This is a genomic window from Pseudomonas sp. SK2 (assembly GCF_016772395.1).
GTDB lineage: Bacteria > Pseudomonadota > Gammaproteobacteria > Pseudomonadales > Pseudomonadaceae > Aquipseudomonas > Aquipseudomonas taiwanensis.
Window position 1 is genome coordinate 2,301,391 of sequence record NZ_CP061944.1, and the last position, 20,730, is coordinate 2,322,120.

Below are 20,730 nucleotides of genomic sequence, written 5' to 3' on the forward strand. Positions count from 1 at the left end.
AGGTTCAAGGGGCGCGAAAACGCAGGATGCGCGCGCCATCGAAGGGGTCGGTGAGGTAGTGCGCCTGCACGCCGAAGGTGCTCAGCAGACGCTCCGGCGTCAGCACGTCCTGCGGTTTGCCCAGGGCGACCAGGCGGCCTTTGTCCAGCATGGCGACACGGTCACAGGTGAGCGCCTGGTTCAGGTCGTGCAGGGCGATCAGGGTGGTGATCGGTAGCGCCTGAACCTGGCGTAGCAGGCTGAGCTGATGCTGGATATCCAGATGGTTGGTCGGCTCGTCGAGCAGCAGCACCTGAGGGCTTTGGGCCAGGGCGCGGGCGATGTGCACCCGTTGGCGCTCGCCCCCGGACAGTGAGTTCCAGATGCGGGTGCGCAGGTGCTCGGCGTCGAGGTCGACCAAGGCTTGCTCGACGATGGCGCGGTCGTGGCTGGAGAACGGCGACAGGGCCGATAACCATGGCGTGCGCCCCAGGGCCACGGCGTCGAACACGCTGATGGCGTCGAGGGTGTCGGCCTGCTGTTCGACCAGCGCCAGAGTCTGGGCGATACGCCGTCGGGGAAGCCGCGCCAAGGCGTTACCGAGCAACTGGACACTGCCGCTGGCCGGCGCGCGTAGCCCGGCCAGCACTTTGAGCAAAGACGATTTACCCGAACCATTCGGGCCGACGATCCCCAGCGTTTCGCCGGTGACCAAGGTGAGGTCGATATCGCGGAGCACGAGGTTGCCCGACAATTCGAGGCTCAGGCCCTGACAGGCGAGTGGGGCGATGGGCGCATTGATCATGAGGGTCATGGGCGCCCCCGACGGCTGGCCAGGATCAGCGCGAACACAGGCGCGCCGATCAATGCGGTGACCACGCCCACCGGTATCACTTGGCCCGCAATCAGCGTGCGTGACAGTACATCGGCGGCGATCAGGAACAAGGCGCCGCCCAGGGCGCTGGCCGGCAGTAGGTGGCTATGGCCAGGGCCGAGCAGCAAGCGCAGGGCGTGGGGAATCACTAAACCGACAAAACCGATGGCCCCGACGATCGACACCATCACCGCTGTCACCAATGCAGCGCAACTGATCAGCAGCAACTGGGTGCGACGCACGGCAATACCCAGCGACGCTGCCGAGTCGACTCCGAAAGTAAAGGCATCCAGCGTGCGGCGGTGCCACAGGCACACCACCAGGCCGGCCAGCGCCACTGGAAGTGCCAGCCACACCGATGGCCAGCGCACGCCACTGAGGTTGCCCAACAGCCAGAACAGGATGCCACGCGCCTGCTCGGCGGTGGCCGACTTGGTGATCAGGAAGGCAGTCAGTGCATTGAACAGTTGCGAGCCGGCAATGCCTGCGAGGATGACCTGGGCGCTGTTGCCAGTGGAGCCGCTGGTGCGGGCCAGCACCAATACCAGCGCGAAGGCAGCGAGTGCACCGAGGAACGCACCTGCTGACATGCTCAGTGCCATGCCACCGAACCCCAGCAAGCCCACCAGCACCGCACCGGTCGAAGCGCCTGCCGAGAGGCCCAGCAAGTAAGGCTCGGCCAGCGGGTTGCGCAGCAATGCCTGGAGAATCACCCCGCAGGTCGCCAGCCCGGCACCGCAGGCGGCAGCCACCAGGGTGCGGGTCAGACGGTAGTTCCAGACGATGCCCGCATCGATCGGGTCGACCGGGTAACCAGCCTGCCACAGGTGGTTGGCCAGCACTTGGTAAACCACGCTGGACGATACGTTGGCCTCTCCGATGACGGTGCCGGCCAGGACGGCGGCGAGCAGGGCCATTGCCGACAGGACGCTATAAATCAACAAACGCTTCATCACGGCGCCGCATTGCCGCTGGCGAAGGCGGCAGACAAAGTCTGCAGGCCACGGAACAGACGGATGCCGGCCTGCATGGCATCTGCATCGAGGATGATGATGCGGTTGTTCTTCACCGCGTCCATGTTGCGGGTCACCGGGTCGTTGTGCAGGAAGTCGAGTTTTTTCTGGTAGTCGTCGGCGGGGAAGCGGCGGCGGTCCATGCGGGCAATGATCAGCCAGGTTGGATTGGCCTTGGCCAGCGTTTCCCAGCCCACGGTCGGCCATTCCTCGTTGGACTCGACCACATTGCGCACACCGAGGGTGCGCAGCATGAAGTCAGCCACCCCTTGGCGACCAGCCACATAAGGGTCTATCTGGAAGTCGGCGCTGGAGAACCAGAACAATGCGCTGGTGTTGGAGAGGTCCTTGCCTGCAACGTGCTTTCTGGCACTGTCCAGGCTTGCCTTGAGATCGGCGTTCAATGCCGCGCCGCGGTCCTGCACGTCGAAGATCTCGGCCAGTTGGCTGACGCTTTTGTAGATGCTCTGGACCTGGAAAGCTTGTAGACGGGTACCGTCGGCTCCGACCAGGTTGTCCTTGCCTTCGCAGTCCGATGGCAGCAGGTACGTAGGAATCTTCAGCTCATCGAACTGCTCGCGGGTTGCCACGACGCCCTGGGCGCCGACCATCCACTCGAATTGCACCGCCACCAACCGTGGGCGCTTGCCCACCACGGCTTCGAAACTGGGGTCGTTGTCGGCCAGCCGCTCGACCTTGTCGTTCACCGCCTTGTACTCGGGCAGCACATTGTTGAACCACAGCGAAGTGCCGGCCACTTTGTCGCCCAGCCCAAGGGCATAGAGGATCTCGGTCGCCGCCTGGCCGATGGTGACGGCGCGCTCGGGGGCCTGGGCGAAGGTCTGGGGCCGGCCACAGTTGTCGACGGTGAGCGGGTAGTGGGTGGTAGCGGCCTGGGCCAGGCCGGCGAGGCTCAGGCCTGTAAGCAGGGTGGTGGAGCGCAGCAGCATGTGGGGGCGATCTCCTATCGGACAGTTCACGGCATGAACGCACGGACAGGCATCGCCAAGCCCCATGCGCACGGCGTGGGGCTGCACCCGGGAACGGGTGGAGATGGCCATCCCGGACACCCCGCCGGTTGGTGAATGTAGGCCGGCAGGTCTCCTGACTGGTGCGTCCTTGCCCGGCTCCGGCCTTCCCGGATCGGCAGACCCAGTGGCTTGGTTGGAGCAGGCTCGGCACCTACAGTTGCGGGGGCAGTTCCGATTGGCCTGTGAAAGCTGGCCCTGGATTCCCTATTAATTCCGTGGTGGAAACCGGCGGGCCGCATGGTAGACCATTCGGCCGCCGGGTGAAAACGTCATATCAGAAGTACTTCAGCCAGCTGATGTCGCGGCGACGCGCCTTCAAGCGGCCGAATGCCCGCACCGGCAGGTACAGCGCCACCGCCAGCAGCACGGCGACCAGCCACACTGCACCGATCCCGTCGAAGCCAAAATACTGGCCCTGGTTCAGCCCGAACAGGGCGACGCAGGCCAGGTACAACAGCTTCAGGACGTAAAGGTGCAACAAGTAAAAGAACATGGGGGCTGCGCCAAACACGGCCAAGGCCCTGATCCAGCGAGCTTGGCCGGCACGTTCGAAGACGCGCAGGAGCACGAGGCCGCCCCCCAGGGTCAGGGCCAGGAACAGCAGTGAAGGAGGGTACTTGGTGATGTTGAAGAAGCTCATCGCCGTCTGCGTCAAGGTTGGGTAACCGCTCCAGGGCGCCTCGCCATAGCCATTGATCATGCGCAGCACGACGAAGCCCAGCAGGGCGATCACGCCGGCCATCAGCAGACGATGCTGGCGTTGGCCTGCGTCGCTGCCGCGGGCGAACCATGGACCCATGCCATAGCCCAGGGCGATGACGCCAATCCATGGCAACACCGGGTAGGACGTGCGTAGGCGCAGGCCGTCGGAGAGCGTCAACCAACCACGATCATGCAAGATGGCCCACGGGACATGCAGAGCCGATCCCGGCTCGAAGTGCAGGCCGTCGAGCAGGTTGTGCCCGGCCACGATGACAGCGCCCACGGCGAGCATCAGCGGACGCGGCAGCCACACCAGCACAGACAGGGCAATCATGCTCACGCCAATGGCCCAGATCACCTGCAAGTAGATGACGGTGGGCGGCAGTTGGAAGGTCCAGGCGAAGTTGACCAGGGTGAACTCCAGTGCCACCAGGAACAGCCCGCGCTTGAACAGAAATGCCGACACATCGCTGTGGCCCTTGTGCTTTTCGCCGTACAGCCAGGCCGAAAGGCCAGTGAGCAGGACGAACACCGGGGCGCACAGATGGGCGAGGGTGCGACTGACGAACAGCGAGGGCTCGGTGGTGTCGATGTCCATCGGGTCGCCTACCTGGCGGTGCAGGAAGAAGGTTTCGCGGACGTGGTCCAGCAACATGAACACGATCACCAGGCCGCGCAGGGCATCGATGCTGTGCAGGCGCTGGGTGAGTTGGGTAGGCGTGGCTATGGCGCTTGTCATAGGGGGTCGCAGGCAGGAATCATTATCAAGTGAAACGTTATCTTATAACTATTTGATGAGCCCTGAACAGGCTTTTTCAGGTGGGTGACATTTTGTCGCGCCCGCGCCAGCACTGAATAATCGTTATTGCCCGGCGCGCACGGGACAATCTCGATATTTTGGCTTTTCAGTCACGCACGACAGGCTTATGGTGTAGGTCGTCAAATTTCTTGGAGCTTCCATGTCCAGCCGTTTCCCTGTTGTTCGCCCTCGTCGCCTGCGCCAGAACGAGTCCCTGCGTACCCTGTTCCAGGAGACGGAGTTCCGCCTCGAAGACCTGATCCTGCCGATCTTCGTCGAAGAGGGCATCGATGACTTCGTCCCGATCACCAGCATGCCTGGGGTCAACCGCATCCCGGAGAAACGACTCGCCGAGGAAATCGAGCGTTATGCCCGTGCCGGTATCAAGTCGGTAATGACTTTCGGTGTTTCCCACCACCTGGACGAAACCGGCAGCGACACCTGGAACGAAAACGGCTTGGTCGCGCGCATGGCGCGAATCTGCAAGGACACCGTGCCGGAGATGGTGGTGATGTCCGACACCTGTTTCTGTGAATACACCAGTCACGGCCATTGCGGCGTGTTGCATGACCATGGCGTGGACAACGATGCGACCCTGGCCAACCTCGGCAAGCAGGCGGTGGTGGCCGCTGCCGCGGGCGCCGACTTCATCGCCCCTTCGGCGGCGATGGACGGCCAGGTCCAGGCGATTCGCTCCGCCCTCGATGGCGCCGGCTTCCATGACACCGCCATCATGGCCTACTCGACCAAGTTCGCCTCGTCGCTCTATGGCCCGTTCCGCGAGGCCGGTGGCACCGCACTCAAGGGCGACCGCAAGAGCTACCAGATGAACCCGATGAACCGTCGCGAAGCCGTGCGCGAATCATTGCTCGACGAGCAGGAAGGCGCTGACGTGCTGATGGTCAAGCCAGCCGGCGCCTACCTGGATGTGATCGCCGACATCCGCGCAGCCTCGCGCCTGCCGCTGGCGGCCTACCAGGTCAGCGGCGAGTACGCGATGATCAAGTTCGGCGGCCTGGCTGGCGCCATCGATGAAGGGCGCGTGGTGCGTGAAAGCATTGGCGCGATCAAGCGTGCCGGCGCGGACCTGATCCTCACCTACTTCGCCATGGATCTGGCCCGCGAAGGCATCTGAGACACGCGACCCGGGCTCAGCGGGGCATGTAGCCCCGTTGCCATGAGCGCGGAATGAACCGCGCCACCAGGGCCAGCAGGCACGCCAGGGCGCAACTGCCCACCAGTGCCTGCAGGCCCAGGTGATGTTGCAACCAGCCGCCCAGCGCGGCACCCAGCAGCATGCCGCTCCACGGCACCAGTTGCACACGCCAGCCGTCGCGACGTTCACCCATTAGCCAGCGGCCAAAGCCGCGACCGAACCGGGACAGCGCTCCGGTCACGTAGGTCAGGCCGATCGGCAGCCCATTCACTTGTTCGACCACGGCATTGATCATGCCCATGGCCAGGATCGCCGCGATCAGGGGTAGCCAACTCGTGACCGTTGGCCAGGAGGCCGCCAGGGCAAGCAGGGCTGCGACCACCACCAGCACAGGCCAGGCTCGTTGCCTGAAACCGCGGGCCAGCACTATCCCCAGCGCATTACCAAGCACGAAGCTGAGAATGGCGGCGCTCAGGCGCAGCACCAGGGCCAGGTCCGCCTGGCTGATGGCCACTGCCAGGCGGGTGGTGTTGCCACTCATGAACGAGACGAAATCGCCTAGCGCCAACAGGCCAATGGCATCGGTCATACCCGCCAGTACCGATAGACTGGCGACCAGGCCAAGACCTACCCGACCACGCAATCTCTGCAGCCTCAGGCGTTTGGCGCTGCGCGAGGGCAGGGCATTGGGCAACATAGCGGTGGTCTCAGCGCAGCAGGTTTTCGCGGGCCAAGGTGCCCTTCAGGGTGCGCTCGACCACATCCACCAGGACCATGGTCTGGTGGTCCACCTCGATATTGATCAGGTCACCGTTCTGGTAGCGGGCGAAGGTGGTCTGGCGCAGGGTTTCGGGAATCAGGTTGATGGTGACGACGTTTTCTTCAACGTCGGCGACAGTCAAGCTGCAACCATTGACGCCGAGGAATCCGCGCGCAAATACGTATTTGGCCCATTCCGGCGGCATGCGGAACTTGATGAAGGCGCCGGTCTCCTTGATCGACAGCTCGACAATCTCTGCAGTGGTGGCGATGTGGCCGGCCATCAGGTGCCCACCGACTTCGGCGTTCATCTTCGCCGAGCGTTCTATGTTCACGCCTTGGCCTGCGCTGAAGAAGCGCAGGTTGGTACGTTCGAGGGTGGCGGTCATGGCGTCGAACTTCACCTGACTGCCGTTGATTTCGGTGACTGACAGGCAGGTACCTTCTACGCTGACGCTGGCGCCGATCTTCAGCTCATCGAGCAGCTCGGCGGTGAGGTCGATGGTGAACTGGTTGTGACCTGGGTAGCGGGTTACATCAAGTAGAGGGCGGACGGCCTGGACGATGCCGGTGTACATGGGGAGCTCCTGGGCACAGGGAATGCTGAACTCTCGAACGCTATGCCCGTGGGCCGGTAAATGCAAGCGCTTGGCTTTCGTGATGGGGGTTGTGGACGCCGATCCTGCGCGGGTAAACCCGCTCCGACAGCGGGCTGGCATGTGGCTAGGTAAAGTGTCTGTCCATCAACGCCGCGCCGACAATTGCTGCGGCGCCAGAAACGCTCCGTGGAAGTAGGTGCGCACGGCCTGCATCGCTGGGCTGAATGCCCGTTCGCGGTGCCAGGCCAGCCCCACGCTCATGGGTGTGACAGGGTCGCTGATGGTGACGGTCTCGATCCGCTTGCCCTCCAACGACCAGGGGCGGTGCACCAGATCGGAGAGGATCGCCACGCCACTGCCGTTGGCCACCATGCTGCGCACCGCTTCGACCGAACTGGTGCGCACGCGCACACGGGGTCGCTGACCGGCCTGCTCCCAGTATCGTAAGGTGGCTTGTTCCGCCTCATCCACGGTCAGCTGGATGTAAGGCTCGCGGGCCACGTCGGCCAGGCTCACCGATGAGCGTTCGCACAGCGGGTGATGGCTGGGAAGCCACAGTCGACGCTCGGAGTTGAACAGCGTCTCGGAAACGATATCCGGGTGCGTCAGGTTGGCGGTCAGCACCACGGCCATGTCGAAGTCGCCCTCCAGCAGGCCTTGTTCGATGGTGCTGCGTTCTTGCTCTTGCACCTGAAGGCTCACATCCGGATGCCAATGCTCAAGCCGTTGCAGGTGGTGCGGCAGGAAGTAGCCCAGCACTGTGTAACTGGCTGCCAGACGCAGCACCCCGCTGGCGCGCAGGTCGGGCAGCGGGCTGTTGAGCGCGTCATCGACGCTGCGCAAGATCACATAGGCGCGGTTGAGAAAGTGCCGGCCGGCCTCGGTCAAGGTCATGCCCTGGGCCGAGCGCTGAAACAACAGCGCACCGAGCATCGCCTCCAGCTCCTTGATGGCGGTGGTCACTGCCGACTGGGAAATGTTCAGGTGGATCGCAGCCTGGGAAATCTGGCCGATTTCGGCGGTTGCGACGAAGTAACGGACCTGGCGCAGGGTCAGTGACACAGCATGCTCCTGTCGTATCTGTTTTTCAGAAGACACCCCATCTGTTTATAAATCTTCCCAAGGGGGTGGGGAAAAATCTAACGTGGCTGGCATGCAGTCACAAGTATCAGGAGCCAGGGTATGCACGCAGTGGATTTCAACTCTGACATGGGTGAGGGGTTCGGTCCCTGGACCATCGGTGATGGTGTCGACGACGAACTGATGGCCTACATCAGTTCGGCCAACGTCGCCACCGGTTTCCATGCAGGCGACCCCGGCACCATGCGCCGTACCGTGGCGCGGGCCAAGGCGTTGGGCGTGGCGGTGGGTGCCCATCCAGGTTTTCGTGATCTCGTCGGTTTCGGGCGTCGCCACATCAACGCGCCAGCCCAGGAACTGGTCGACGACATGCTCTACCAACTGGGTGCGCTACGTGAAATTGCCCGTGCCCAGGGCGTGTCATTGCAGCACATCAAACCCCACGGCGCGCTGTACATGCACCTGGCCCGTGACGAAGAAGCCGCACGTCTGCTGGTGGAAAACCTGCGGGTGGTCGAGCCTGAGCTGTTGCTTTACTGCATGCCTGGTTCGGTGATCTGCCGTGTCGCCCAGGAGATGGGGCAGCCGGTGGTCCGTGAGTTCTATGCCGACCGCGAATACGACTTGAGTGGCTCCATTGTGTTCACCCGTCATGTACGCGGCTACGAACCCCAGCGGGTTGCCGAACGGGTTCTGCGCGCTTGCCAGGAGCGGGTAGTGCGTACGGTCGAAGGCCAGGACCTGGCGATAAGTTTCGATTCCATTTGCCTGCACAGCGATACGCCTGGCGCTCTTGACCTGGTCGAGGCCACACGTAAGGCGTTGAATGGGGCGGGCATCAGGGTGCGCGCACCGCGCTGAGGCCTGTCACAGGCACCCGGCGCAGACAAGCCTGGGCCTCCCCATGATTCGAATTCGCCTGCCTTTGTATAAAGACTCCAAAAAGGAACAGAGATGGCCGAGCCGCTTGCAACTTCCCCGATTCGCTACAGCTTTGGTGCCGACGAGCACTTGTTCGCCGAGGTCAGCGACAGCATGTCGCTGGAAGCCTTTTTCAAAGGTATGGCCGTGACACGTGCAGTGGAGCGCCTGGCGCTGGACGGCGTACTGGATGTGTGCCTGGCCAATGCCTCGTTCCAGATCCGCTTCGACCCGGACCGTATCGCCCCGCAGGACCTGTTGGAGGCGGTACGTGGCGCCGAGTCCGAAGCGGTAGCCGAGCGCTCGCTGCAGACGCGCATCATCGAGATTCCGGTGTTGTACAACGACCCCTGGACCCATGAAACCCTGATGCGCTTTCGTGACCGCCATCAGGAGCCGGACAGCACCGATCTGGAGTATGCGGCGCGAATCAACGGCCTGGCCGATGTTCAAGCGTTCATTGCCGCGCACAGTGGTGCGCCGTGGTTCGTGTCCATGGTCGGTTTCGTCGCAGGCTTGCCGTTCATGTTCCAGATGGTCGAGCGAGAACGGCAGTTGCAAGTGCCCAAATACCTGCGTCCGCGCACCGACACACCCAAGCTGACCCTTGGACATGGCGGTTGTTTCGGTTGCATCTACTCGGTGCGCGGAGCAGGGGGATACCAGATGTTCGGCGTGACCCCAGCACCGATCTATGATCCGCAGCAGCGTCTGCCCTACCTCAAGGAGCACATGGTGTTCTTCCGTCCGGGCGATATCGTGCAGTTCAAGCCCATCGACCGGGCCAGCTACGACCAGGCCGTATCCGATGTGGAAGAGGGACGTTTCAACCTGCGCATACGCCCCGTGGACTTTGACCTCGATGCCTTCCTGGCCGACCCGGTGGGCTACCCGAAATCGCTTCAGGAGGTACTGGCATGATCAAGGTGCTCAAACCTGGCTTGGCCACATCGGTTCAGGACCTTGGCCGCGAGGGTTATTATCATTTGGGTATCCCGCCTTCCGGCGCTCTGGACCAGTATGCCCTGTGCGCGGCCAACCACCTGGTGGGCAATCCGGCGGGTGCGGCGGCACTCGAATGCGCGCTGGTGGGGCCGGAACTGGAGTTTCAGCACGATGCCTTGGTGGCGGTGTGCGGTGCACAGATGCCGGTGCTCCTGGACGGTCGTCAACAGCCACCGGACACGGCGTTTGCGGTCCGCGCCGGACAAGTGCTGCGCTTCGGCTTTCCCTCGGCGGGCGCCCGTGCCTATCTGGCAGTGGCCGGTGGTATTCAAGTGCCCGAGGTGCTTGGTAGCCGATCGACCTACGCACTGGGGGCGCTTGGAGGATTGCACGGCCGCAAGCTGATGGCCGGCGATGTGCTGCCGGTGGGTGTGAGCACTGGAAAGACGCGGGCAGGTGCGAGCTTGCCAATGGCGCTGCGTCAATCGCTAGGTGGGGAGGTGGTGCTGAGGGTAGTGCCCGGGTTGTATTTCCACCGTTTGACCGAAGCGGCTGCCAAGAGCTTTTTCACCGAAGCCTGGACGGTGGGCTCGGAGGCCGACCGCATCGGCTATCGCTACAAAGGCGCAAGCGCGTTGAGCTTCCAGCCCCGTGAGCAACCCTTCGGCGCCGGGTCGGACCCTTCGAACATCGTCGACAGTTGCTACCCCATTGGCTCGATTCAGGTGCCGGCAGGGCTTGAGCCGATCATTCTGCACCGCGACGCGGTGTCGGGTGGCGGGTATGCCATGATCGGCACGGTGATCAGCGCCGACCTCGACCACATCGGGCAGATGCAGCCGAACCAGCAGGCAAGATTCCTGGCCGTTAGCCTTGAGGAGGCTCTACAGGCCCGGCGTTCGTACAAGAAGAAACTTGCCTGCCTGGGGCGGTTGTTCGGCTGATCAATGTCATTTGCCGGCGGCGTGGCTGATCTTTTTGCCCCGTTGTTCCGCCACTTCCAACGCCTGGCCGTCGCGCTGCTTGCCTTGGCGCGCCAGGCCTTCCAGCTGTGGAATCAGCATCCCTTCGGGCAGGTGGCGCCAGAACCGCCCTGGCATGTGCAGGCGCAAGGCTTCGGGGTTCAGGCGGGCAGGGTTGAAGGTGTGACGATAATAGGTGCGCCACAGCTCGGCATCCGGATCGTTGGCATGGCGTGCCCACTGCTGCCAGGTCGATGGGCAGCAGCGTTGGTAGTCGAAATGCTGACCGTCGAAACGAATGCCGTCCTGAGGCGTGGCGATCATCCAGCGTTGGCGACCCAGACGATCGGCAAAATGCGCGCTGGCGCTTTCCAGGATGTCATGTGCCGGCTCATGGTAAGCCACCAGATCCAGTTGCAGCTCATGGGCAAGCGCTTCGGGCAATGGCACGAAGCGCAGGAAGGCATGCAGGTGGTGTGCTTCGCGGTTGACCTGCTTGATACGACGGTGCAGTTCGCTGCCCAGGCGGTCACCGGCGAGCATGGCTGTGCGGTCGCCATGGGCCACGCGCCAGAGCACTTCGTAGAGCAGGTTCCAGCGTTGCTCGCCTCGGTAGCGAGCCGCCCGTTCGAGTTGGTTCAGCAATTCCGGCGGAACCCGTGCGCGAAAGGGACCGGGGCCTTCGGGCAATGGTGTTGGCACCGCCAGTAAGTCGTCCATCGGACCCTGGGACCATGTCACCTCGGCCGGGTCGATGCCGTGGCCAAGCAGTGTCCGGGCCTGGCCGCGCCAGGTGGCGAAGTGGTTGTCGCAGTCGAGCGCGATCATCCCCACAACCCCATCTGTACCGGAGCCTGGGACTCACGCAGACGGGCCCGCAGCAGGCCGCTGCGCAACTCGGCCTGCGCGGGCCGGTAATCGCTGGTGACGATGAACGGGCGCGCCTTGTCCAGCACGCAACGCAGCTGGATCAGGTCATCGTAGCGGATGCGTCGCTCGCGGCGAAGTGCCACCAGGCGTTGCACACTGCGCAAGCCAATGCCCGGAATACGTGCCAGCAGGGCGGGTTCTGCGCGATTCACATCCAGTGGAAACACATCGCGGTTGGCCAGTGCCCACGCCAGCTTCGGGTCAATGTCCAACGCCAGGTTGGCGTTCGGGCCCAACAGCTCGCCTGCCTTGTAGCCGTAACCTCGAAGCAGGAAGTCAGCCTGGTACAGACGATGCTCGCGCAGGAGCGGCGGCGCGGCCAGCGGCACGCTGTTGGGGCTGTCCGGGATGGGGCTGAACGCCGAGTAGTACACACGCTTTAGCCCGTAGCCCTGGTAGAGCGATTCGGCGTTGCGCAGCAGGGTGCTGTCGTCGGTCGAGTCGGCCCCGACGATCACCTGGGTGCTTTGCCCGGCCGGGGTGAAGCGCGGTGCCTTGGGTTCGTTGGCCACAGCCTGTTGGCCGCGATGGATCACGCCCATTGCCTGGCGAATGGTGTGCGCTCGTTTCTCCGGCGCCAGGCGCTTGAGGCTGGCGTCGGTGGGCAGCTCGATATTGACACTCAAGCGGTCGGCCAGGCGCCCAGCTTCCTCGATCAGCAAGGGGTCGGCGTCGGGAATGGTCTTGAGGTGGATGTAACCGCGGAACTGGTGGGTTTCCCGCAGCAGGCGGGCTACGCGGATCAACTGCTCCATGGTGTAGTCGGCCGAACGGATGATGCCGGAACTCAGGAACAGCCCGCTGATGCAGTTGCGCCGGTAGAAGTCCAGGGTCAGGCGAACCACCTCCTCGGGGGTGAAACGGGCCCTGGGAACGTTGCTGGATCGACGATTGACGCAGTACTGGCAGTCGTACAGGCAAAAGTTGGTCAGCAGCACCTTGAGCAGCGAGACGCAACGCCCATCCGGGGTGAAGCTGTGGCAGATGCCCATGCCATTGGTTGCACCCAGGCCATCGCCACCGCGCGAATTACGCTTGGGCGCACCGCTGCTGGCGCAGGAGGCATCGTACTTGGCGGCATCGGCAAGGATGCCGAGCTTGGCGATGAGTTGCATGGCGTCGTCTCGCAATACTGATTATTCATACAGTATTTTGAGTGTGCCCGGATTGCAAGCACCTGCGCGCGGCACCCGACTCGCTTCGGCGACCGCTAGACCTTGGGATCAGGATTGCGCCGCGGCCCACACCTGCTGGCGGAACCAGCTGCGCATCGGGTCTGCGTGGGTTCGTTGGTGCCAGATCTGCATCACTTCCACCTGCGCAAGCTTCAGCGGCAGCGGGTGATGACACAGGTCCTGATCACGCTCGGTGGCGTCCTCTGCCACCGAGCGAAGGCAAGTGAGCAGCAGGTCGGTACCCCGCACCAACCTGGCCGGCGCCAGGAAACTTGAAAGGCCCGCAACCACCTTGCGGCGGTGCCCTTGGGCGTGCAAGGCCCGATCCACCAGGCCATCGAGATCGCCCGTGAGGGTGGTCAACAGGTGATCGCAGCGCAGGAATGTATCCAGGTCCAGGCCTTGGGCCAGATGTGGATTGTGTTTCCAGGCGAGCACGACGAAGTCCTCGCTGAGCAGACGCTGTTGGTGAAAGGTATCTGGAAGGTCGGTGTAAAAGCCGGCGATGGCCAGGTCGCAACTGCCTTTTTCCAATGCGTCGCGGGGTAGCTGACCCCGCGTGTTTTGGGTGACCAGCACCAGGTTCGGCGCCTGCTCGCGCAAAACCGGCAGCAGTTTCGGTAACAAGGTCTGCTCGATGTAATCGGTGCTGTACAGGTGCAGGCGGGCAGGGCGGGAGAGGAAGTCCTGGCCATCGCAGCGCTCGTAGAACGCCTCCAGCCCTTCCACTAAACGCTGTACCTCGGGCGCCAGTTCGTGGGCCCGAGGCGTCGGGGTCATCCCCCGCGGCGCGCGGACGAACAATGGGTCGCCAAACTGGTGTCGCAGTTTGCTGAGCTTGTGGCTGAGTGCGGGTTGGCTCAGGGCCATGCGCTCGGCGGCAAGGGTGGCATTGCGTTCCTGATAGAGCACGTGGAACAGGTGCAGCAGGTTCAGATCCTTGTGGGTGATATTCATTTTAAGAATCGCAGGCATGAAGGCTTTCGAATAATCGAATCATAGCGCGCCGGGTAGCATGGGCCCACTTTTCGCTTGATCCGGAGAACGTTGCATGAAAAAGACATCCACTCTTGCGTTGGCCGTGGCCGGCGCGCTGCTTGCCGGCACGGTCAGTGCCGCCCCCAAGGGGGAAGTGCTGGTGCTGCTGTCCAGCGAGAACCAGCTGCCGCTGCAGGGCGGTACAAGCTATGCCACCGGCTACTACCTCAACGAGTTCGGTGTACCTGCGGACCAGTTGCTCAAGGCTGGCTACACACTGGTCCTGGTCACGCCCAAGGGCAACGCGCCGAGGGTTGACCAGCGTTCGGTCGACCCCCAGTATTTCGGCGGCGATGCTGCCGAGATGCAGCGCATTCAGACGGTTGTGCAGGGGCTGCCGGACATTGGTGACACGCTTTCGGTGAAGGAAGTACTGGCCGGTGACCTGGACCGTTATGCGGGGCTGTTCATTCCAGGTGGCCATGCGCCGCTGATCGACCTGGCGAACAACCCTGAGGTCGGCGCTTTGCTGAACCACTTCCACCAGGCGGGCAAGCCGACCGCTGCCATCTGCCATGGCCCTATTGCGCTGCTCTCGGCTCAGAAAGACCCGGCCAGTTACCAGGCCGCACTGGCCCGTGGTGAGAAGCCAGCAGCCACTGACTGGGTGTACCAGGGTTACAAGATGACCATTTTCTCCGACCCGGAGGAGCAGGTGTTCGAAGGCTCGCTCAAGGATGACCGGCTGCTGTTCTATCCGGCCAAGGCAATGGCTGGAGCCGGCGGTAACATGACCTACGCCCCGGCATGGCAGCCGAACGTGGTGGTGGACCGTGAATTGATCACTGGGCAGAACCCCTTCTCGGACAAGGCGCTGGCCAAGGCGTTGCTGGAGAAGCTGGCAAGCCGCCGGCAATGACAGCCTTGTGGTTGCCAAGGCGGTTTCCGTGATCGCGGGCGACCCTGCGCCGACCAGGGTTCGCTCTGCGGTTTGAACTAAACTTATGCGTGGTTCGCTTGCAGAACGTTTCATCCATCCGACCACCGCCCTCCGGACAGGACTGACCTCGTTGACGGTGGCCTTCTTGCAGAGGAGGGCTGGTCATGGACGAGGCAAGGCTTCACGATTTCATGGGCAAGCTGGTCGGCGACATGGGCGCGGCGGCGACGCTGGCCAATGTCATTCTCGGCGATGAGCTGGGGCTGTACCGAGCCATGGCTGACAGCCAACCCGTCACCCCCGAGGCACTTGCGGCCAAGACCGGTTGCCACCCACGGTTGGTGCGTGAGTGGCTGAATGCCCAGTCGGCCGCCGGCTACGTCGTTCATGAAAAGGGCAGCTTCGTGCTACCCGAAGAGCAGGCCATGGCCCTGGCGCTGGAAGACTCCCCCGCCTACATGGCAGGGGGCGCGTCGGTGATCGCCGCCCTGTTCCATGACAAGGACAAGCTGGTGGCAGCCATGCGCGGTGGTGGAGGCCTGGCCTGGGGCGATCATCACCCGTGCATGTTCAGCGGTACCGAACGCTTCTTCCGGCCGGGCTATCGGACCTTCCTGGTGGCTGACTGGTTGCCAGCGCTGGAGGGCGTGGTGGCCAAGCTGCAGGCCGGGGCGAAGGTCGCGGACGTGGGATGCGGTCATGGGGCGTCGACCCTGGTCATGGCCGAGGCGTTTCCAGCCTCGACCTTTACCGGTTACGACTACCACGCGCCTTCTATCGCCACGGCCAGCGAACGTGCACGCGAGGCTGGGCTGACTGAACGCGTCAGTTTCCAAAAGGCTTCTGCCAAGGATTACCCAGGTCATGATCATGACCTGGTGTGTTTTTTCGACTGTCTGCATGACATGGGCGACCCGGTCGGGGCGGCGCGGCATGCCTACCGTGCGCTCAAGGCAGATGGCACGGTAATGTTGGTGGAGCCTTATGCCGAGGACTCGCTGGATGGCAATCTGACGCCGGTGGGGCGGCTCTTCTACGCGGCCTCGACGTTTATCTGCACACCGAATTCGCTTTCGCAGGAAGTCGGGTTGGGGCTTGGCGCCCAGGCCGGGGAGGCGCGTTTGCGGGCGGTGTTCGAGGAAGCGGGATTCACCCGGTTCCGGCGCGCGACGCAAACGCCCTTCAACCTGATCCTGGAGGCGCGCAAGTAGCAGGCGCTGGCTTGTCAGGGATGCGGCCAAAGCAGAAGGGGCGCCATGTCGGCGCCCCTTCTGTCTTGTTGCTTAGGCTTCAGCGTCCCAAGGACGGTCGCCTTTTTCGTCTTTCACGCGGGTTGGCAGGCCCATGACGTCCAGCGCCTTGAGGAACGGCTCGGCTGGCAGCTCCTCGACGTTGACCATGCGCTTGGCATCCCACTCGCCGCGTGCGACCAGCAGGGCAGCGGCCACTGGCGGTACGCCAGCGGTGTAGGAAATGCCCTGGCTGTCGGTTTCGGCGTAGGCTTCTTCGTGGTCCGCGACGTTGTAGATGAACACTTCGCGGGGCTGGCCATCCTTGGTGCCCTTGACCAGGTCACCGATGCAGGTCTTGCCGGTGTAGCCCGGGGCCAGGGAGGCCGGATCAGGCAGCACGGCCTTGACCACCTTCAGCGGTACCACTTCCAGGCCTTCGGCGGTCTTGACCGGTTGCTCGGAGAGCAGGCCCAGGTTCTTCAGCACGGTGAACACGTTGATGTAGTGCTCGCCGAAGCTCATCCAGAAACGCACGTTCGGTACGTTGAGGTTCTTGGAGATCGAATGAACTTCGTCATGACCGGTCAGGTACAGGTTCTGCGAACCTACCACCGGCAGGTCGTCGGTACGCTTGACCTCGAACATGGTGTTGCTGGTCCACTGGCTGTTCTGCCAGCTCCAAACCTGACCTGTGAATTCGCGGAAGTTGATTTCCGGGTCGAAGTTGGTAGCGAAGTACTTGCCGTGGGAACCGGCATTGACGTCGAGAATGTCGATCGACTCAATGCTGTCGAAATACTGTTGCTGCGCGAGTTTCGCGTAGCTGTTCACCACACCCGGGTCGAAGCCGACACCAAGAATGGCGGTAATGTTCTTTTGTTGGCACTCTTCGAGGTGTTTCCACTCGTAGTTGCCGTACCAGGGCGGCGTCTCGCAGATCTTGCCCGGTTCTTCGTGAATGGCGGTGTCCAGGTAGGCGACACCGGTATCGATGCAGGCACGCAGCACCGACATGTTGAGGAAGGCGGAACCAACGTTGATCACGATCTGCGATTCGGTTTCGCGGATCAGCGCTTTGGTCGCCTCGACATCGAGAGCATTGAGCGAGAAGGCCTGGATGTCGGCGGGTACCTTGAGGCTACCCTTGGCCTTTACGCTGTCGATGATGGCCTGGCATTTGGAGATGTTCCGCGACGCAATGGCAATACGACCGAGTTCGTCGTTATGCTGCGCGCACTTGTGGGCCACCACCTTGGCGACACCTCCTGCACCAATGATAAGAACGTTCTTCTTCAATTTATCCCTTGCTCCTTACTGAAAGCCCGTCTTACGACAGGCTGGAAACGTAGTCTTCGAAACCGAACTCGCGGACAACTTCGACGCTGCCGTCGAGTTGCTTGACCACGATGGCTGGCATTTTCAGACCGTTGAACCAGTTTTTCTTGACCATGGTGTAACCCGCCGCGTCGATGAACGACAGGCGATCGCCAATGGCCAGCGGTCGATCGAATTGGTACTCGCCGAAGATGTCACCGGCCAGGCACGACTTGCCGCAGACCATGTAGGTGTGTTCGCCCTCGTTAGGGGCCATCTTGGCATTGAGGCGGTAGATCAGCAGATCGAGCATGTGCGCTTCGATGGAGCTGTCGACCACAGCCAGGTGCTTGCCATTGTACAGGGTGTCGAGCACGGTCACTTCGAGCGACGCGCTCTGGGTGATGGCAGCTTCGCCCGGCTCGAGGTAAACCTGCACGCCGTACTTTTCCGAGAAGGCTTTCAGGCGCGCGCAGAAGGCATCCAGAGCATAGTCTTCGCCGGTGAAGTGAATGCCGCCACCGAGGCTGACCCACTCGACCTTGTGCAGCAGGTGGCCGAAGCGTTCCTCGATGTGCGAGAGCATCTTGTCGAACAGGCTGAAGTCGCCGTTCTCGCAGTTGTTGTGGAACATGAAGCCGGAGATCTGCTCGATGACCTGCTCGATCTTGGCCGGGTCCCATTCGCCCAGGCGGCTGAACGGGCGGGCCGGGTCGGCCAGCAGGTAGTCGGAGCTGCTCACCTGCGGGTTGACGCGCAGGCCGCGAACCTTGCCTTCGGACTGCTCGGCGAAGCGTTGCAGCTGGCCGATGGAGTTGAAGATGATCTTGTCGCAGTTCTCGAGCATTTCCTCGATTTCATCGTCGGCCCACGCCACGCTGTAGGCATGGGTTTCGCCAGCGAATTTCTGGCGGCCGAGCTTGAGCTCGTACAGCGACGAGGAAGTGGTGCCGTCCATGTACTGTTGCATCAGGTCGAATACCGACCAGGTGGCGAAGCACTTGAGGGCGAGGAGGGCCTTGGCACCGGAGTGTTCGCGCACGTAGGCGATCTTCTCCATGTTGCCCAGCAGCTTGGTTTTATCGATGAGGTAGTACGGCGTCTTGATCATTTAAAGGCCCCCGGCCAGGCCGGCCAAAAAAAGGACACGCATTGTGCCTTCACTTGCCGTATATCGAAAGGGCGGAAGACGCATTTCGTCAGAGTTATGTGGCTGACGGTAATCGATGCGCCATCCGTCCTTCGCGCAAGGCAGTTGAACAGACGAATATGACTATCCTAATCGCCGCGTTCGGTGGCTGGCGGGAACCCGATCGACGACCTGCGCCGTACCTGCCAGCAGGGGAGATCTACTGCGCCGCCGCCAACCAGGTCTGAATCTGCGCCAGGGTCGCCGTGGCGCCACCACAGACCACCACCAGCACCTGGCGGTATTGCTCCAGTGCCTGCGGGTCGTAGGCCAGGGCCAAGGCTGCGCCGCAGGCTGGCTCGACCAGTACCCGATGATCGAGCAGGAACCGCTCGCAAGCTTGTAGTGCGGCGCGGTCGCTGACCAGGTGGCTCTGGACCGGGTGCGTGCGCACGCAGGTCAACGCTTGATCGGCCACCCGTTTGGCGCCCAGCGAGGTGGCGACCGACGTGATGCGCGCCAGTTCGATGGACTGGCCGGCCTGCATGGCCGCGTGCAGCGATGCTGCACCTTCGGTTTCCACCGCCAGCACCGGTACATCGTCCCAGCCGTTGCGCTGCAGGCCTTCGACCACGCCGCTGAGCAAGCCTCCGCCGCCAACCGAGAGCACCACCGCATCGGGTTTGAAACCGGCCTGGGCCAGCTCGTCCACCAGGCTGGCATGGCCGGTCCACAGCAATGGGTCGTCGAAGGGGTGGATGAAGGCATCGTTCGGCCCGACCAAGGTCTGCGCCAGTTCGTTGGCCTCCTGCCAGGAACTGCCGTGCACCACCACCTCGGCGTTCTCGAGGCGCAGCAGCTCCTTGGCGCGTTCAGTGGTGGTTTCGGGCACCACCACCGTGACCGGGACGCCCAACTGGCGACCGGCATAGGCCACGGCCAGGCCAGCGTTGCCACCGGAGGACGACACGAAGTGCCGCGCTCCACGCGCATGATGCGTCTCGCAGGCGTGGCCGACCCCGCGTAACTTGAACGAACCGCAGGGCTGCAGTGCATCGAGCTTGAGCCACACCGCTCGACCGGCTGCGATGGACATGGGCCGGGATTCGATCAGGGGCGTCTGAATGTGCAAGGTCATGGGTAGATCCCTCTGTTTACCAAGGCTGAAATGAGTCGCGTACGGTACAGGTCACATTGCCTCCTGGACCATCTGTAGAAAAGTCGCCACCACCCGCCGTGTGCGTTGTTCGCTCAAGCACACCAGGGTTTCGGTCAGGTGCCGCTGGCAATCGACGATAGGCAGCGCGCATACACGGGCGTCGGCGCCGAACTCGGCTGCCGAGACCACCCCCACGCCAATTCCCACCACCACCGCCTCACGCGCGGCCTCCCGGCCCTCGACCTGAATTGCCGGGCGTATGCGCAGGCCGGCACGTTGCATTTCCTCTTCAAGCGTTTGCCGGGTTACCGAGCCCGGTTCGCGAAGCACCAGCGGTGTGTCGTCCAGGTCGGCCAGGCTGATCGACCCGCGACTGGCCCATGGGTGCTGATGGGAGACGAAGGCCACCATCGGGTCGCGTCGCAATGGCACGCAGTGCAGGCGCTCGTCGTCGACATCGCGCCCCAGCAGCGCCAGGTCCGCCTGGTAACTGAACAGGCGGGCGAGGGATTCATCGGTGTTGCCAGTCTCGACCTTTACCTGGATGCCTGGATAGCGCTGGCAGAAGCGGGCGATCTGCGGCAGCACGTGGACAGGCGCATCCACGGCCAGGACCAGGCTGCCGGTTTGCAGGGCGCGGGAGTCTTGCAGCAGGTCGTGGGCCTCGGCTTCGCAGGCGAACAGGCGCTGGCTGATACCCAGCAGGCGTTCACCCAGGTCGGTCAGGTGCACCGAGCGCTTGTTGCGATGAAACAGCAACACGCCAAAGCGTTCTTCGAGTTTGCGCACCTGGTCGGACACCGCCGGTTGGCTCAGGAACAGTTTTTCTGCGGCGCGGGTGAAGCTCCCGTGCACGGCCACGGCATGAAAGGCCTTGAGTTGAGCGTGGGAAACCGCCATGACGTCTCCAGTAACAAGCTGAGCTTATGTCTGAAATACCTTAAATCGTTTTTATTTATCAGTCAGTAGCTGTTTCCATACCGATCAGCCCCAGCCAGCCGCCACAAGCGGCCGCCTGTGGCCATGGTGCCCATACGGCGCCATCTGACCAGA

At 62.9% G+C, this 20,730-nt stretch carries 20 protein-coding genes and 1 riboswitch; of the genes, 6 read left to right on the forward strand and 14 right to left on the reverse strand.

Annotated features, from left to right (window positions below):
* Positions 1-4: 4 nt before the first annotated feature.
* The 4 genes from IF103_RS10245 to IF103_RS10260 form a co-directional block, all read right to left on the reverse strand.
* Positions 5-793 (reverse strand): ABC transporter ATP-binding protein, encoded by a 789-nt coding sequence (locus IF103_RS10245; protein ID WP_023380191.1) that lies wholly within the window; start codon positions 791-793, stop codon positions 5-7.
* Positions 790-1,806, reverse strand: coding sequence for a FecCD family ABC transporter permease (locus tag IF103_RS10250; protein ID WP_202676082.1), 1,017 nt, complete (start codon positions 1,804-1,806; stop codon positions 790-792). The genes IF103_RS10245 and IF103_RS10250 overlap by 4 nt, the downstream gene beginning before the upstream one ends.
* A complete protein-coding gene (locus tag IF103_RS10255; RefSeq protein WP_202676160.1) occupies positions 1,806-2,816 on the reverse strand; it encodes an ABC transporter substrate-binding protein in 1,011 nt (336 codons plus the stop codon). Before IF103_RS10255 ends, IF103_RS10250 begins: the two co-directional genes overlap by 1 nt.
* A gap of 127 nt (positions 2,817-2,943) precedes the next feature.
* A riboswitch (cobalamin riboswitch) is annotated at positions 2,944-3,142 on the reverse strand.
* A gap of 29 nt (positions 3,143-3,171) precedes the next feature.
* Positions 3,172-4,338, reverse strand: a complete 1,167-nt coding sequence (locus IF103_RS10260) for an acetyltransferase domain-containing protein (RefSeq protein WP_202676083.1) — start codon at positions 4,336-4,338, stop codon at positions 3,172-3,174.
* Positions 4,339-4,558: 220 nt separating this feature from the next.
* Between IF103_RS10260 and hemB the strand changes: the two genes are divergently transcribed.
* Positions 4,559-5,533: a porphobilinogen synthase gene (gene hemB, locus IF103_RS10265; protein WP_023380196.1), complete on the forward strand. Its 975-nt coding sequence runs from the start codon at positions 4,559-4,561 to the stop codon at positions 5,531-5,533.
* A 16-nt stretch (positions 5,534-5,549) separates the two neighbouring features.
* Here the strand turns inward: hemB and IF103_RS10270 are convergent, their stop codons facing one another.
* The 3 genes from IF103_RS10270 to IF103_RS10280 form a co-directional block, all read right to left on the reverse strand.
* On the reverse strand, positions 5,550-6,251 hold the full coding sequence (locus IF103_RS10270; protein ID WP_023380197.1) for a YoaK family protein: 702 nt from the start codon (positions 6,249-6,251) through the stop codon (positions 5,550-5,552).
* Positions 6,252-6,261: 10 nt separating this feature from the next.
* Entirely contained in the window at positions 6,262-6,891 is a 630-nt protein-coding gene (locus IF103_RS10275) for a riboflavin synthase (protein ID WP_023380198.1), read from the reverse strand.
* Between the two features lie 165 nt (positions 6,892-7,056).
* On the reverse strand, positions 7,057-7,974 hold the full coding sequence (locus IF103_RS10280; protein ID WP_023380199.1) for a LysR family transcriptional regulator: 918 nt from the start codon (positions 7,972-7,974) through the stop codon (positions 7,057-7,059).
* Between the two features lie 120 nt (positions 7,975-8,094).
* Between IF103_RS10280 and IF103_RS10285 the strand changes: the two genes are divergently transcribed.
* The 3 genes from IF103_RS10285 (at position 8,095) to IF103_RS10295 (ending at position 10,802) form a co-directional block, all read left to right on the forward strand.
* Positions 8,095-8,853 carry a 5-oxoprolinase subunit PxpA gene (locus IF103_RS10285; protein ID WP_023380201.1) on the forward strand — a complete coding sequence of 253 codons (759 nt, stop codon included), beginning with the start codon at positions 8,095-8,097 and terminating at the stop codon, positions 8,851-8,853.
* Positions 8,854-8,946: 93 nt separating this feature from the next.
* Positions 8,947-9,834, forward strand: coding sequence for a 5-oxoprolinase subunit B family protein (locus IF103_RS10290; RefSeq protein WP_023380202.1), 888 nt, complete (start codon positions 8,947-8,949; stop codon positions 9,832-9,834).
* Positions 9,831-10,802, forward strand: coding sequence for a 5-oxoprolinase subunit C family protein (locus IF103_RS10295; RefSeq protein ID WP_023380204.1), 972 nt, complete (start codon positions 9,831-9,833; stop codon positions 10,800-10,802). Before IF103_RS10290 ends, IF103_RS10295 begins: the two co-directional genes overlap by 4 nt.
* Before the next feature lie 6 nt (positions 10,803-10,808).
* Here IF103_RS10295 and IF103_RS10300 read toward each other — a convergent pair whose 3' ends face one another.
* The 3 genes from IF103_RS10300 to IF103_RS10310 all read right to left on the reverse strand — a co-directional run bounded on the left by IF103_RS10300 (position 10,809) and on the right by IF103_RS10310 (position 13,882).
* Positions 10,809-11,654 (reverse strand): TIGR03915 family putative DNA repair protein, encoded by an 846-nt coding sequence (locus IF103_RS10300; protein ID WP_027907180.1) that lies wholly within the window; start codon positions 11,652-11,654, stop codon positions 10,809-10,811.
* The gene (locus IF103_RS10305) at positions 11,645-12,865 is read right to left on the reverse strand and encodes a putative DNA modification/repair radical SAM protein (RefSeq protein ID WP_023380208.1); all 1,221 of its coding nucleotides are present in this window, start codon (positions 12,863-12,865) and stop codon (positions 11,645-11,647) included. The genes IF103_RS10300 and IF103_RS10305 overlap by 10 nt, the downstream gene beginning before the upstream one ends.
* Positions 12,866-12,973: 108 nt before the next feature.
* Positions 12,974-13,882: a LysR family transcriptional regulator gene (locus tag IF103_RS10310; RefSeq protein WP_202676084.1), complete on the reverse strand. Its 909-nt coding sequence runs from the start codon at positions 13,880-13,882 to the stop codon at positions 12,974-12,976.
* Between the two features lie 94 nt (positions 13,883-13,976).
* Here IF103_RS10310 and IF103_RS10315 point away from each other — a divergent pair, with 94 nt between their 5' ends.
* A complete protein-coding gene (locus tag IF103_RS10315; RefSeq protein WP_023380210.1) occupies positions 13,977-14,822 on the forward strand; it encodes a type 1 glutamine amidotransferase domain-containing protein in 846 nt (281 codons plus the stop codon).
* Between the two features lie 185 nt (positions 14,823-15,007).
* Positions 15,008-16,054 carry a class I SAM-dependent methyltransferase gene (locus tag IF103_RS10320; protein WP_023380211.1) on the forward strand — a complete coding sequence of 349 codons (1,047 nt, stop codon included), beginning with the start codon at positions 15,008-15,010 and terminating at the stop codon, positions 16,052-16,054.
* A gap of 72 nt (positions 16,055-16,126) precedes the next feature.
* On the opposite strand, the gene IF103_RS10325 is transcribed toward IF103_RS10320, so the two are convergent.
* The 4 genes from IF103_RS10325 to IF103_RS10340 form a co-directional block, all read right to left on the reverse strand.
* Complete coding sequence (locus tag IF103_RS10325) at positions 16,127-17,371, reverse strand: saccharopine dehydrogenase family protein (RefSeq protein WP_023380212.1); 1,245 nt, start codon at positions 17,369-17,371, stop codon at positions 16,127-16,129.
* A gap of 31 nt (positions 17,372-17,402) precedes the next feature.
* Positions 17,403-18,500: a carboxynorspermidine decarboxylase gene (gene nspC / locus IF103_RS10330; protein WP_023380213.1), complete on the reverse strand. Its 1,098-nt coding sequence runs from the start codon at positions 18,498-18,500 to the stop codon at positions 17,403-17,405.
* Between the two features lie 238 nt (positions 18,501-18,738).
* Entirely contained in the window at positions 18,739-19,656 is a 918-nt protein-coding gene (locus IF103_RS10335; RefSeq protein ID WP_023380214.1) for a pyridoxal-phosphate dependent enzyme, read from the reverse strand.
* A 51-nt stretch (positions 19,657-19,707) separates the two neighbouring features.
* Positions 19,708-20,577: a LysR family transcriptional regulator gene (locus IF103_RS10340; RefSeq protein ID WP_202676085.1), complete on the reverse strand. Its 870-nt coding sequence runs from the start codon at positions 20,575-20,577 to the stop codon at positions 19,708-19,710.
* Between the last annotated feature and the right edge of the window lie 153 nt (positions 20,578-20,730).

Bases quoted from the DNA above. Each gene is read 5' to 3' on its own strand.
- IF103_RS10250 (WP_202676082.1), bottom strand. From the start codon at position 1,806: ATGAAGCGTTTGTTGATTTATAGCGTCCTGTCGGCAATGGCCCTGCTC.
- IF103_RS10290 (WP_023380202.1), top strand. From the start codon at position 8,947: ATGGCCGAGCCGCTTGCAACTTCCCCGATTCGCTACAGCTTTGGTGCC.
- IF103_RS10340 (WP_202676085.1), bottom strand. From the start codon at position 20,577: ATGGCGGTTTCCCACGCTCAACTCAAGGCCTTTCATGCCGTGGCCGTG.
- IF103_RS10245 (WP_023380191.1), bottom strand. From the start codon at position 793: ATGACCCTCATGATCAATGCGCCCATCGCCCCACTCGCCTGTCAGGGC.
- IF103_RS10285 (WP_023380201.1), top strand. From the start codon at position 8,095: ATGCACGCAGTGGATTTCAACTCTGACATGGGTGAGGGGTTCGGTCCC.
- nspC (WP_023380213.1), bottom strand. From the start codon at position 18,500: ATGATCAAGACGCCGTACTACCTCATCGATAAAACCAAGCTGCTGGGC.
- IF103_RS10260 (WP_202676083.1), bottom strand. From the start codon at position 4,338: ATGACAAGCGCCATAGCCACGCCTACCCAACTCACCCAGCGCCTGCAC.
- IF103_RS10315 (WP_023380210.1), top strand. From the start codon at position 13,977: ATGAAAAAGACATCCACTCTTGCGTTGGCCGTGGCCGGCGCGCTGCTT.
- IF103_RS10255 (WP_202676160.1), bottom strand. From the start codon at position 2,816: ATGCTGCTGCGCTCCACCACCCTGCTTACAGGCCTGAGCCTCGCCGGC.
- IF103_RS10335 (WP_023380214.1), bottom strand. From the start codon at position 19,656: ATGACCTTGCACATTCAGACGCCCCTGATCGAATCCCGGCCCATGTCC.
- IF103_RS10275 (WP_023380198.1), bottom strand. From the start codon at position 6,891: ATGTACACCGGCATCGTCCAGGCCGTCCGCCCTCTACTTGATGTAACC.
- hemB (WP_023380196.1), top strand. From the start codon at position 4,559: ATGTCCAGCCGTTTCCCTGTTGTTCGCCCTCGTCGCCTGCGCCAGAAC.
- IF103_RS10305 (WP_023380208.1), bottom strand. From the start codon at position 12,865: ATGCAACTCATCGCCAAGCTCGGCATCCTTGCCGATGCCGCCAAGTAC.
- IF103_RS10295 (WP_023380204.1), top strand. From the start codon at position 9,831: ATGATCAAGGTGCTCAAACCTGGCTTGGCCACATCGGTTCAGGACCTT.
- IF103_RS10320 (WP_023380211.1), top strand. From the start codon at position 15,008: ATGGACGAGGCAAGGCTTCACGATTTCATGGGCAAGCTGGTCGGCGAC.
- IF103_RS10310 (WP_202676084.1), bottom strand. From the start codon at position 13,882: ATGAATATCACCCACAAGGATCTGAACCTGCTGCACCTGTTCCACGTG.
- IF103_RS10270 (WP_023380197.1), bottom strand. From the start codon at position 6,251: ATGTTGCCCAATGCCCTGCCCTCGCGCAGCGCCAAACGCCTGAGGCTG.